This window comes from Corynebacterium sp. HMSC074C04 (assembly GCF_001838295.1).
GTDB lineage: Bacteria > Actinomycetota > Actinomycetes > Mycobacteriales > Mycobacteriaceae > Corynebacterium > Corynebacterium amycolatum.
In genome coordinates this window covers 71973-84759 of sequence record NZ_KV836271.1, presented here as the reverse complement: position 1 = coordinate 84759, position 12787 = coordinate 71973, and the positions used below count along the sequence as shown (strand labels likewise).

Here is a 12787-nt window from a genome sequence, read left to right as displayed (position 1 = left end):
CTATGAAGAACTTGTAACAGCTAGGAACCGGTTCGGTTCCTATTTAGCGTTCAATTAAATGCGCTCATCGAGCCAGGCAATAGCCGTCGCAATGGCCTGGTGCTGTGCCGGTTCATTGAATACCTCGTGGAACTGGCCTTCGAACTCGATCAGCTGCTTGTCGGTGGACGAGATGCCGTTGTACCAGTCACGCGAGAAGAACGGTGGCACAATCTCATCCTGGCCACCCATCATGACCAGGGTCGGCTCAACGAAGTCGACGGAGTTGGTGCCGTTGTAGGTGGCGGCAAACGCCATTTGTTGAGCCATGCCGAGCGAAAGCTTGGAGTTGTTGTACGGATCAGTGCCGTATTCATCACGCACTGCCTGGGAAGAAGAAGTTTTCGCACCCAGCGGGTTGCCAACCTGAATCAGGTCAGTGCCCGGCAGCGATGGGACGCGCATCTCGGTACGGTTCGGTACTTCCTTGAGCATGCGCGTGTTGAAAGTAGTCATGTCCTGGAACGGCAGACGCTGGTAAATCGTCGGCTGGGCTTCGCGCTCGACATCGGTCATGGCTTCTGGAGTGATGGTTTCGCCCTTGTCCGTGCCGCCGTAGGGGTTGAACAGAGCGCCACCGCCGTTGGCGACGATGCCATCGACACTGCCCGGGTACTTGATGCCGTGGAAGTCCACAGCAAGACCGCCCATGGAGTGGCCGAGCAGGAAGGTCTTCGTGCTCGGGTTCTCCGCCTTGGCCTTCTCTACAAGCATGTGTAGGTCATCGACAAGCGAGTGGAAATCATCGATGTGACCACGAGCAACTGGAGTGCCTTCAACCTGGCCCGTGTGGCCGTGACCGCGGTGGTCGAGGCGGTAGACGTTGTAGCCGGCGTTCAGAAGCTTGCCAGTTACCCACTCGTAGCGACCCAGGTGCTCTGCAGCACCATGCACGACGACGACAGTGGCCTTGGCGTTCGGAATGGTGTTGGACTTCCAGTAGATTTGAGTGCCCTTGCCATCCTCCGACGTCATATAGCCGTCGGTCACCGTAACGTGGCGACCGTCAACTGTAGTGGTCGGCGCCGGGGTAGTTGGCAGTTCGACCATCGCAGTGGACTGCGGGTCAGGGGTTGGCTCCAGCGGGTTTTTAATGAAATCCGTTGGGGTTGCTGATGCTGCCGGAGTGGCCAGTGCCAGCGTCAGGGCGGTGGTCACACTCGCAGTGAAAATCGATGCACGACGCATGATTGCTCTTTTCTATTTTCAATCGAGGAGCGGATGGTAGTGATAATAATTTTATTATAACAAACAAGCCCTGAATTTATAATAAGAATGGCTCGGAAAACCGAATCGGTTTTCCGAGCCATTCTTAGGCTCTTACGAGGGCTTATTCAGGCTTCGGTGCCTCCTCAGCATCGGTATCCTCGACCCAGCCGTAGGTGCGTTCAACGGCACGGTTCCACTGGTGGAACAGGCGATCGCGCTCTTCGGCCTCCATCTTCGGACGCCACTTCTTGTCAATCGTGATGTGAGCCTTGACCTCATCCAAGCTCGACCAGAAGCCAACGCCCAGACCTGCACCATATGCAGCGCCGAGAGCAGTGGTTTCAATGTTGTTCGGGCGCGTGACAGTGACATCTAGGATGTCGGACTGGAACTGCATGAGGAACTCGTTCATGGTCATGCCGCCATCAACGCTCAGCGTCGTGATGTCCGTGCCGGATTCTGCCACCATGGCATCGAGAACCTCACGAGTCTGGTACGCAGCAGCCTCCAGCACAGCGCGGGAGATGTGGTTGCGGTTAACGAAGCGAGTCAGGCCGACGATGACGCCACGGGCGTCCGGCTGCCAACGAGGAGCGAAGAGACCGGAGAATGCCGGCACGATGTACACGCCACCGTTGTCCTTGACACTCTTTGCTTTGTTCTCGATGGAAGCGGCATTTGGAATCATTTGCAGCTCGTCACGCAGCCACTGAACAAGTGCGCCGCCCATGGAGACAGAACCCTCGAGAGCGTAGACCGGCTTCTCACCCTCGACCTGGTAGCAGACGGTGGAGATGAGGCCGTGCTCGGACCACTTCGGGTTCTCGCCGGTATTCATCAGCATGAACAGGCCAGTGCCGTAGGTGTTCTTGGTGTCGCCCTCGCCGAAGCAACCCTGGCCGAACATGGCGGCCTGCTGGTCGCCGAGAATACCTGTAATGGGAAGGCCGGACAGAGCATCGCGGGCGCGAACGCGACCGAAGTTGCCTACTGACGGGCGGATGTCCGGCAGCATCGACACTGGAATGCCAATTTCACGGCAAATGTCCTCGTCCCACTCGAGGGTCTTGAGGTCCATCAGGAGAGTACGGGATGCGTTGGTGACGTCCGTTGCGTGGACTGCAGATTCGCCGTTGTCACCCTCTGCGCCGCCGGTGAGGTTCCACAGCAGCCAGGTGTCGATGGTGCCGAAGAGCAGGTCGCCAGCCTCGGCCTTTTCGCGAGCGCCCTCGACGTTGTCGAGGATCCAGCGCACCTTCGGGCCTGCCGGGTAGGAGTTGATACGCAGGCCCGTGGTCTCACGCCAACGGTCCGCGCCTTCATCCCCCATGAGCTCCTTACAGATGGTGTTCGTGCGGGTGTCCTGCCAGACGATGGCGTTGTAGACCGGTTCACCAGTGTTCTTGTCCCAGACGACAGTGGTTTCGCGCTGGTTGGTGATACCGATTGCCTCAATGTCCTGGGAGGAGATGTCGCCATCAGCGAGAGCTTCACTGACTACGCGACGAGTGTTGGTCCAAATCTCCTGGGCATCGTGCTCGACCCAGCCCTCTTCCGGGAAGATCTGCTTGTGCTCCATCTGGGCGACAGTGACGATCTCTGCGTCATGGTTGAAGATGATGCAGCGGGTGGAAGTAGTTCCCTGGTCAATGGCGAGGACATATTTGCTGTGCATCATGGGGGATACTCCTAGCGAAATTGTGTGTAAATGTGAGTTTTCGGACTTGCGCTATTTTATTGTGCGTTCACTCTCATATTCCCGTTATCCGATGGCAAAGGCAAGAGCGCCTGCAGCCACAGCTGCCAGCATCGGTGCGACAATCGGGACCCATGCATATGCCCAGTTCGCATCGCCCTTGCCCTTAATCGGGAGCACGAAAGCGTAGGCTAAACGGGGGCCGAGGTCACGAACAGGGTTGATAGCGTATCCAGTCGGGGAACCAAGGGAAAGACCAATCGACACAATGATGAACGAGACACCGAAGTAGGTCAGCGGGCCAAGCTCGCCGCCGGCTGGGCCGAACAGGATGAATGCGAGCAGAACGAAGGTCGCGATGAACTCGGTGACGGCATTCCAGAAGTTATTTGGATGAATCGGTACGGTGAAGAAGTTGCCGCCGGTCTCGGCATTTGCATTGGTCGGATTGCCGTTGTCGTCAACGCCATTGGCATCGAACAGCTGCTTAAACGCGGCCCATGCCAGGATTGCACCTACGAATGCGCCCAACAGCTGACCTGCGGCATAGTAGGGGACAAGGCTCCAAGCCAGGCTGCCTTTGACTGCCAGGGCAACGGTTACCGCTGGGTTCAAGTGCCCGCCGGATACGTCGGCAATAGATGCGCCAGCGAAAACGGCCATACCCCAACCGAAGGCAATGCCCATCCAACCAGCATTTGCTGCGCGGGTAGTCCGGAGGTTGATAGAGGCGCAGACTCCGTTACCGAGCAGAATCAGAATGGCGGTTCCGAAAAACTCCCAGAGGAATGCCTGGGATCCTGTGATTGTCTCCATGAGATGTAGAAACTCTCTGTGAGTCGTGACCGGGCAAGGTCACGATGAATCTTGCAACGTAGAATTCTTTAGGTATAAGAAATGCCGGCGAGAAACTATTTTTCGCCGGCACTTTTATTTCGACCCCATCAGCCCTTTGAAGTGCGAAGCCGTTTTCCCGAGAAGGAAGCTATTTCGTTGTGGCTACAGCGCTGGTGGCCATTCAAGAGCTAACTCGTATGGCTACCTAGGGGAGGGTGGGAAATGAACTAGCGGTCGAGGCTGACGTCGACGTCCGCGCGAGTTTCCACTGCATGAGCAGCAATCTCGTTAGCGGCCTTGTCAGTCAGCTCACGTTCAGCTGCCAGGGTTGCTTCGACACGCTCGATGAAGACCTTGATCTCCTTCTCCATCGTATCCTTGTCCCAACCCAGAGCTGGGGCAACCAGTTCAGCGGTGGCCCGAGCGCTGTCGACACCGCGGTGTGCGTACTCCATGGAGACGCGCAGGCGGCGCTCCAGGATGTCGTCGAGGTGCTTTGCGCCTTCGTGGGTCACTGCATAGAGAACCTCAGCGCGCATGTACTGCTCAGCGGCCTCCAGCGGCTCGAGCAGGGACTTGTCCTCGGCTGCCGGAGCCAGAACCTCGTAGATGAGGGAGCCGTAGCGGTTGAGCAGGTGCTCGACCTGCTTTTCGGTGATACCGAACTGCTTGGCCAGCTCTGCCTTCTGGTTGTTCAGTGCGTGGTAACCATCAGCACCGAGTAGCGGGACATCAGCGGTGACGGACTCCGGTACCTTACGTGGGACATCCTGGACTGCAGCGTCAATGGTATCGGCACCGATGACGCGGTAGGTGGTGTACTTACCGCCTGCGACGGAGACCATGCCCGGAGCAACGTGGGCAACAGCGTGGTTGCGGGAGAGGTTGGTGGTGGAGTCAGAGTCGCCTTCCACCAGTGGGCGCAGACCCGAGTAGACACCGACGATGTCGTCGTAAGTAATCGGGCGGCGAACCTTGGCGTTGACGTGATCGAGGATGTAGTCGATGTCAGCGCGGGTAGCTGCCGGGTTTGCCAGGTTCATGGTCCAGTCGGTGTCGGTGGTACCGATAATCCAGTACTCACCCCACGGAATCACGAACAGGACGGACTTCTCAGTCACGAAGGTCATTGCCACCGAGCCCTCAAGAGCGGACTTCGGAATAACAATGTGGACACCCTTGGAGGTGTGGACGCGGAACTTGCCGGTGACGCCAGCCAGCTTCTCAATCTCATCGGACCAAATGCCGGTGGCGTTGACGAAAACGCTGCCGCGGATAGTGGTGGTCGCGCCAGTGTCGGTGTCAAGGAGCTTCGCGCCGACGATGCGCTCGCCTTCCTTCACGAAGTCGACAACCTGGGTGGAGGTGCGGACGTCAGCGCCGAAGTGAGCAGCGGTGCGCAGGACAGTCATGGTGTGACGGGCATCGTCAACCAGAGTGTCGTAGTAGCGAACGCCGCCGACCACGGCATCTTCCTTCAGACCCGGAGCCTGCTTCAAGGTTCCCTTGCGGGAGTAGTGCTTCTGCATCGGAACCTGCTTGGCACCACCCATGACGTCGTAAAGGAAGAAGCCCGATGCCATGAACGGACGCTCCCATACGCGGTGAGTCAGAGGGAAGACGAAGCGCAGTGGCTTAACCAGGTGCGGTGCCAGATGCGACATGGACAGTTCGCGCTCGCGCAGGGATTCAGCTACCAGGCGGAAGTCCAACATCTGCAGGTAGCGCAGACCGCCGTGGAACATCTTTGAGGAGCGGCTAGAGGTACCGCCTGCGAAGTCACGAGTTTCAATGACCGCAGTCTTCAAACCACGGGTTGCGGCATCGAGCGCAGCGCCAGCGCCTACAGAACCGCCGCCGATAATGACGACGTCGTATTGCTCGGTACCGAATTTCTCCCAAGTCTTTTCATGCTGTTCCTTGTTCAGAACTGCAGATGGGGCGAGAGATGAAGAGGACGACATTTTCCAATCCTTCCCGGTGGGGGGCGTTGATTTTTTCGTCGAAGAGAATTTCTCGGCTCACGGCTCAGGTTACCAAAACTCGGCTTACTTGTAAGCGCCAACCTACGGTTACGTAGATATAAATAATGGGGCAAAAAGTCACGAAAATCGCGCCAGTAATGTTGTTCGATTTTCCGCAGGTAGATGGCTATGTTAATAGAGATTTACTACTTTTAGACTGAAAGTCAGTTGGCAATAGAATCCCCCATAATGGGGGTGCCAAAGAGGGCTGATGGGTGGGCAATGGGTGCACGGCGGGCGTGTGGCGTATTTGAGGGGCGATGACTGGAGCTGCGCTCGGATTTACACATGAATATGAGCCTGTAACGACATTTATCCGCGAGTCTCAGATACCAGTGCATATTGCCCCGCTAAGGGGTGCGAAAGATTGTAGAGTAAAAGCCATGTTCAAGGATCCTGTGTACTTAACGATTATCGGATTGGCGCGCACCGTCTTCTTTGCCCAAGGTTTGAAGTTCACCGTTAAGGGCTGGGAAAACGTGCCAAAAGACTCTGGCGCCGTTCTCGTTACTAACCACACCGGATACATGGACTTCACCTATGTCGGTATTCCATTCCGCAAGCACCGCCGTTTTGTCCGTTTTATGGCGAAGAAAGAAGTTTTCGACCACTCGGTCGCAGGACCAATCATGCGTGCTTGTAGGCACATTCCGGTCGACCGCACTGACGGCTCCAAGTCCTTCGAAGAGGCCTGCCAGAAGCTGGAAAACGACGAGTTGGTAGGCATCTTTCCGGAGTCGACTATCTCGCGCAGTTTTGAAGTCAAGAATCTGAAGTCCGGTGCGGTGCGTATGGCGCAGCGCACCGGCAAGCCCATCATCCCAGTGCTGATTGTGGGATCCCAGCGCGTGTGGACGAAGGGGCACCCTAAGCATCTCGGTCGCAGCAATACTCCGATTCATATTACGGTTTTGCCACCGTGGGCCCCAGAGGGCGATCCGGCGGAAGCCACTGAAAAGCTACACGAAATCATGGATCAGGGCGTCCGTCAGCTCTGGGACGAGTACGCCGCTGAAGAGGGGCCCCTGCCGAAGGGCGCCTACTGGGTACCGGCTCGCCTTGGCGGTGGTGCACCGACTTTCGAAGAGGCCCAGGCAGAGGATCTGAAAGTCGAAGAAGAGCGTCAGCGTATCCGTCATTTGCGCGGTGACCTGGCCGCATTCAAGGAAAAGCTAGCCGAGTCGGCACGTGAGTTCGGCGATAGCGCTCGTGAGTTCGGCGATCAGACCAGGCAACAGTTCCTCGATGCGTCGCAAACGATGAGCGCGGAGTCTGCTCGCCGAAGGGAACAGACGACCGCCTTGTTGGCGCAGTTCCGTCAGTCTGTGGAACAGATGGCTGATGATGTCGTCGCCGGTGCCAAGGAGAGCAAGGAGTCCGTGCGTACTGCCACGGATTCGATGCGCGTGACGTTCCGCGAAGCGTACGTGCAGCTAGAGAAGGCCTCCGCCTCCGGTGTCGAGCAGACGCAGCAGACCGTTTACCGTCTTATCGGCCAGTCGATGATGATCCGCGACAAGCTTCCACAGCGCTTGAACAGGCTCATCACCGCTCAGCCGGAAACGTTTATCTTCGATTACCCCGCATCGCTTGCCGACGATGCGGGCAACATCAGCGAAGAAACTATCAAGGCCTTGCAGCAGCTCGGTAATGACGGAGCCACAATCGTTGTCCTGCACGAATCGGGAGAAAAGCCGAATCTATCGGCTTTGGAGTCGGTTGACCTGCAGGTTGTGGAGCTTCCGGAGGGCGCGAGCAAGCTGGAAGTCACAAATGCGGTGGTAAGCACGCTGCGCAAGCAGGCTCGCAAGGAAGAAACCGCGATTCTTTTTGCCGGTCGCTCGAACTTTGAGGAAGCCACACAGCGTGTCGGCATGCCGGTAGTTATGGCCGATGCGGACTGGCCCTTACTGAAGAACGCGGACTGGGTAGTCGACACTGTCGAGCATGGGGGAGTAGCCGCAACGTTGCAGTTGTTGCACGACCGGTTCTGCGATGACGGTGAAGATGACAGCAGTGAGGACGGCAAGTAGTTCGAAGTGACCGAGAGACTACATCCACTACTCGTAGCTTCGGATATTGACGGGACGTTCATTGACTCGCGGGAGCGGGTAACTCCCCGCCTGCGGCAGGCCGTCACGCGAATGCTACGCCGCGGAACACCGTTGGTGCTGGCCACGGGAAGGCCGGCTCGGTGGTTGCAACCAGTGCTCGAGCAGCTGCCGGTTCAGCCGTTGTGCGTGTGTGCCAACGGCGCGGTGATTTACGACTCCGGCCGTGATGAAGTAGTTGCCGCCAACACACTGAAGCCGGAGACGCTGCGATACGTCGTTAAGCATGCGCGCGAAGCGACGCGATCCATCGGTGGAATCGGCATTGTGGCAGAGCGCGCTGGGACATCGGCGAATGACGCCATCGATGAGCTTTTTGTGGTGGCGCCGTCCTATGACCATGCGTGGGAATCGGATGAGCATGGTGAGCTTGCTGAAGAGGCCGTGTTGTCAGAACCCGCGACGAAACTCTTGCTGCGAAACTCAGATGTGAACAGTGCCCAGCTATATGAGCTGGTAGCCCCTGCAATTGACGCGAGCTTGGCGCACGTGACCTACTCCATGCCAGACGGGCTATTGGAGGTGTCCGCGCCGGGCGTGACTAAGCGCGCCGGGCTGGAATACGTGTCTGAACTGGTTGGAGCGACCGCGAAAGATGTGGTCTGCTTCGGTGACATGCCGAACGATATCGAGATGCTGTCGTGGGCGGGCACGGGTGTGGCCATGGGCAATGCGGCTGACACTGTCAAGGAGATTGCAGACGAAATCACCGCCACCAATGATGATGACGGTGTTGCTCGTGTGCTGGAGCGCTGGTTCTAGCTAACCTCGCGGTTTTCCCGCGCCAGGTAGCCCACCAGCGCTCGACAGCGGCTGCTTCGGGTTTACTTCAGCTCGGTCTTGACTTCGCCGGTGGCGCGGTCGAAGGTGATTGAACCGTTCTGGAACTCAGCGCGCTCGGTGTTTCCATCGACCACCTGGGTCTTCGTCGGGGCACCCAGCTTGCCGACTTCGAAGCCCTGGCGGGCCCACTCATCAGCAATCTTGCCCCCAGATAGCGTGAGCGCCGGTGGTGTCGGAGTCGGTGATTACGCCGTTGGAAAACTTCACGTAGCGCAGGGCATCGGCCTGGCCAGCATTGTTCGCCACGGTAGAACCGCTCTGGATACCGGACATCGCGTAGCCGAGAACCGAGCCCATTTCCTCGGAAACTTGGCGCCATTCGGCAGCCAGGTCGTTCTGCTCATTGATAGTGATGATCTGGTCAATCAGAACCGGCAGGTCAGCAATCGACGGTCCGTTTTCAATCGAGCGTCCAACCGCACCCAGAATGGCATCGGCGGTCTGCCCCAGACCCGGTGCGCCGAGCATGCCCAGCGCCGAGGCCAGCATCGAACGTGCACCCGAGACTGTCTCCAGAGCCTGTGCCTTCTGCTGCTCGTCGGATGCGCTCGGCGAGGAGGAGTTGCTCTGCTCGCTTGCCGACGGTGCGGAGGAGTCAGCCGTAGCAGTGTCACTGGTGTTCGTGGCGTCGGTTGGCTCCGAGGTATTCGAAGTGCCCGAGGTGGTCGAGTCGGAGCTCGACGTTGTCGACGAAGTGGTGCTCGATGCGCTCGAGGACTTCTCGGAGGACGAGGTCGTGGACGTGCCCGTGGATGCCGAGGTGGTCGAAGTGGTCGAGCTCGACTCGGTTGACTCGGTCGATTCGGTCGACTGCGAATCTGCGTCTTCGGCGGTCTTATCGCCCTTTTCATCCTGCGGAACGAGGAGGTCAATCAAGCCATCTGGGCCCTCATTGTCAATCTTTCCGCTGGTGAGGGTGTTGTACTTCTTCTCGGCAATCGAGCGGATCTTGCCCATCTGGGCGTAGCCAGCATCACCTGGGCAGGTGGTGTTACCAACATCGCGGTGCGCGAAGATGGTCGGCAGAGTGACCTGCTTGCCGTATCCATACTTGGAGTAGCTGGTGCCACCCGAAGTCATCTGGATCTGGCCGGTCGGCTTGACGCCGGCGACCTTCAGACGCCAACCAATCATGTTGCCCACCGAGTTCAGTGCAGCCTCACTGGGAGCAACCGAAGTGTAGTTACCCATCATGGAGATGCCGAAAGTACCGGTGTTGAAGCCACCTGCGTGAGCGCCCTGGACATTCTTATCCAGGCCACCGTAGCGGCCCTCGAAGATGTTGCCGTACTTGTCGACCAGGGCGTTGTATCCGATGTCGCACCAGCCCAGAGTCTGTGCGTGGTACTGGTAAATGCCGCGGACGATACCAGCGGACTGGCTCTCGGTGTAGTTGTTTGAACCAGCGGTGTGGTGCACGGTGGCACCGACCAGCTTGTTGTCGTAGTCCGCGCCCTTACAGCGGTTATTTTCGTTGGCGCCCCAGCCGGCACGGGTAATGACCTTCGGCATGCCCGTGACATTCTTGGCATCCACAATTGGGTCGATACCGGATGCAGCAGCCTGGCCGTCGATAAGCACTGCGTCGACCTGGTCGATTGGCAGTTCATCGGCGACCGGCTCGATGTCCGTCCACTTCACTGGGAGATTCGGCGAGTCCAGATTTGCAGCGTCGTTAGCGCTCGGAGCAGTCGGGTCATCGAGTGCGTCCCCAGGAGCTGCATCCGGAGTCTGCTGGTAGTCGGAAGCGGCATCGTCAACGGCCTTGGCGACATCCTTGGCTGCATCCGTAGCGGATTCCTTTGCATCCTCCACGGCCTTCTTGGCGCCCTCAGCATTAATCTCGTCGAGGTTGAGCTTGGACAAATCCAACTTCTCAGCGCCCTTGATGTCCTTCAGGTCCACGCCGGACCCCGGACCGAAGATGTTAAGTCCGTGGGTGGAAACCTGAACACGCTTGGTTGGCTCGATGTAGATGAGCTCCGTTCCGTTCAGGCCGTTGCCATTGCCTTCAGCGGGGTAGTCCGGGTCAACGCTGTACCAGTCGGACCAGGAGCCGTCGGCGCGCTCGGCGCGGACGAAGCTGGCGATATCAGGGTCACCGGCCCACGTCAGCGCAAACTGGGAAAACTCAGTATCGGAGGTAATTTCCTTGACGACACCACGGTTGGGATGAGCCTCGTCGGCAAGCGACTGCGTTGCGATTGCTGCGTCTTCGACGAGAACGGAGACGCTGTCTGCAAGCGACTTGCTCTGGACAATCGGGTCGATGGGGCTGGCACCGTTTTCCTCGATGAGGTCATAAGCGGCACCTGCGCCGACAACGGCAACGGGTGTCAGGGCAAGGGTCGCCACGGCAGCGAGTACCAAGGATTGCTTGGCACCTGCGCGGCGATTGATGCGGCGGCGACTAAACACGGTAATAACTCCTGGGTGATTACGAAGATCTGGTGCTACACCACAAATGTGATGTGGTTATGCCTGGATTGGATAAGCGGGGGACTTAGTTCTGAGGTGCGAACCAGGCCTGCGTAGCTTCGGCAGGGTTGGTTGGCAGGGATTCAGTTAGAAACTCACCAACAACCTCGCCTGGCGTGGGCGTTTCCACGTTTCCGAGGGAACCGCCGTTGTCGCCCGACTCGCCGGCGCCCGGAATCGGCGGAATGCTGGCGGCCTCTCCGTCCTGGTTGTTCGGACCCGTCGAGCGGCCGGCGATACCCGCTCCACCGGCACCATCAAACTTGGCTTTGGCTGCAGCGCGGATGGCATCCATCTGCTGATAGCCGAAGGTGCCCGGGCATGAGGTGTAGCCGGTGTCGCGGTGGCCGAAGATGGCTGGGAGGTTCACGGTCTGGCCGGAGCTGTAGCGTGCCTTCGAGTAGCCGGCGCTGGTCAGTGCGGCGGTGGACATCGGATCGACGCCACCGACCTTCATGCGCCAGCCGACCATCTCGCCGAGTGCAGTGACGGCCGCATCCGGAATCTCCAGCTGGTCGTGATTGCCCATCACCGAAATACCGAAGGTGCCGTTGTTGAAGCCACCTGCGTGCGCGCCCTCGATGTTCTTGTCCAGGCCACCGTAGCGGCCCTCGTAGATGTTGCCGTACTTATCGACCAACGCGTTGTAGCCAACATCGCCCCAGCCCAGCGTCTTTGCGTGGTAGGCGTAAATGCCGCGGACAATGGCTGGTCCCTGCGACTCTGAGTAGTTATTGGAACCCGCGGTGTGGTGGATGCACGTGCCCTTGAAGGTGCTGTAGGAGCTCGAACCGCTGCGGATGGACTCATCTGCACCCCACGCTGCACGGCTGATTACATTTGGCGCGCCAGCAATCGACGACTCGTACGCAACTGGCTGAATAACCTCGCCGACCTGCTCTACGCCGTCGATGAAAACTGCCTGGACAGCGTTGAGGGACAGCGCGGCCGTAGCACTGACGAGTTCCTGCAGGCCACCGCCGATAGTGGCTGGGTCAAGGTTGTCGATACCAATGATGTTGCGTGGATCTAGGCCCTCGAGGAGGTTCAGTCCGACGGTCGACACCTGCACGCGCCTGGTGGGCTCAACGAACAGCAGCTCGGTGCCGGACTGTCCGGAGTTATTCATCGGGCCGTGAGAATCAGCGTGGAACCACGGGCCAAAGCTGCCATCTTCGCGTTCGGCGCGAACGTAGAGCTGCAGGTTGTCATCGCCCGGCCAGGTCAGGGCGAACTGGGAGAACGGTTCGTCGCGGGTGATGTCCTTCACGAATCCGCGAAGCGGGTGCAGGGCATCGGTAATGGCATGCGTGCCGACGGCTGCGTCGTCAATCATCATCGTGACAGCATCAACCAGCGGCGATGTCGAGATCTTGGCTGCGATAGGGCCGGCGCCTGGGCTTTCAACCAGGGTAGGGGCCTGGCGAATGCCCCATGTTGCTAGTGGAGCTGCGGCAGTAGTAGCTGCCAGTCCATAGAGGAAGGTGCGACGGCCCATCGACGGGGCATTGATGCGACGGCGAGTTGGCACGGTAAAAGCTCCAAAAAAA

8 protein-coding genes are annotated in these 12787 nt (G+C 58.6%); 2 read left to right on the top strand and 6 right to left on the bottom strand.

Features of this window, described 5'->3' with window-relative positions:
• Positions 1-54: 54 nt before the first annotated feature.
• From HMPREF3011_RS04185 to HMPREF3011_RS04170, 4 genes are all read right to left on the bottom strand, one after another.
• Positions 55-1227 carry an alpha/beta hydrolase gene (locus HMPREF3011_RS04185; protein ID WP_038626972.1) on the bottom strand — a complete coding sequence of 391 codons (1173 nt, stop codon included), beginning with the start codon at positions 1225-1227 and terminating at the stop codon, positions 55-57.
• Positions 1228-1369: 142 nt separating this feature from the next.
• Positions 1370-2926, bottom strand: a complete 1557-nt coding sequence (gene glpK / locus HMPREF3011_RS04180; protein ID WP_070841199.1) for a glycerol kinase GlpK — start codon at positions 2924-2926, stop codon at positions 1370-1372.
• 84 nt (positions 2927-3010) lie between these two features.
• The gene (locus HMPREF3011_RS04175; RefSeq protein WP_187401111.1) at positions 3011-3760 is read right to left on the bottom strand and encodes an MIP/aquaporin family protein; all 750 of its coding nucleotides are present in this window, start codon (positions 3758-3760) and stop codon (positions 3011-3013) included.
• A gap of 248 nt (positions 3761-4008) precedes the next feature.
• Positions 4009-5745, bottom strand: a complete 1737-nt coding sequence (locus HMPREF3011_RS04170; protein ID WP_049181848.1) for a glycerol-3-phosphate dehydrogenase/oxidase — start codon at positions 5743-5745, stop codon at positions 4009-4011.
• Positions 5746-6188: 443 nt separating this feature from the next.
• Between HMPREF3011_RS04170 and HMPREF3011_RS04165 the strand changes: the two genes are divergently transcribed.
• Together HMPREF3011_RS04165 and HMPREF3011_RS04160 are read left to right on the top strand one after the other, a co-directional pair.
• Positions 6189-7838 carry a 1-acyl-sn-glycerol-3-phosphate acyltransferase gene (locus tag HMPREF3011_RS04165; protein ID WP_070841198.1) on the top strand — a complete coding sequence of 550 codons (1650 nt, stop codon included), beginning with the start codon at positions 6189-6191 and terminating at the stop codon, positions 7836-7838.
• A 6-nt stretch (positions 7839-7844) separates the two neighbouring features.
• Positions 7845-8678 (top strand): Cof-type HAD-IIB family hydrolase, encoded by an 834-nt coding sequence (locus tag HMPREF3011_RS04160; RefSeq protein ID WP_070841197.1) that lies wholly within the window; start codon positions 7845-7847, stop codon positions 8676-8678.
• Positions 8679-8891: 213 nt separating this feature from the next.
• Here HMPREF3011_RS04160 and HMPREF3011_RS04155 read toward each other — a convergent pair whose 3' ends face one another.
• Positions 8892-11177, bottom strand: a complete 2286-nt coding sequence (locus HMPREF3011_RS04155; RefSeq protein WP_246821414.1) for an N-acetylmuramoyl-L-alanine amidase — start codon at positions 11175-11177, stop codon at positions 8892-8894.
• A gap of 85 nt (positions 11178-11262) precedes the next feature.
• The coding region (locus HMPREF3011_RS04150) for an N-acetylmuramoyl-L-alanine amidase (RefSeq protein ID WP_246821412.1) at positions 11263-12787 on the bottom strand (1525 nt) is incomplete at its 5' end.

Coding starts and splice junctions, on each gene's coding strand:
- HMPREF3011_RS04185 (WP_038626972.1), bottom strand. CDS start 1,227: ATGCGTCGTGCATCGATTTTCACTGCGAGTGTGACCACCGCCCTGACG.
- glpK (WP_070841199.1), bottom strand. CDS start 2,926: ATGATGCACAGCAAATATGTCCTCGCCATTGACCAGGGAACTACTTCC.
- HMPREF3011_RS04175 (WP_187401111.1), bottom strand. CDS start 3,760: ATGGAGACAATCACAGGATCCCAGGCATTCCTCTGGGAGTTTTTCGGA.
- HMPREF3011_RS04170 (WP_049181848.1), bottom strand. CDS start 5,745: ATGTCGTCCTCTTCATCTCTCGCCCCATCTGCAGTTCTGAACAAGGAA.
- HMPREF3011_RS04165 (WP_070841198.1), top strand. CDS start 6,189: ATGTTCAAGGATCCTGTGTACTTAACGATTATCGGATTGGCGCGCACC.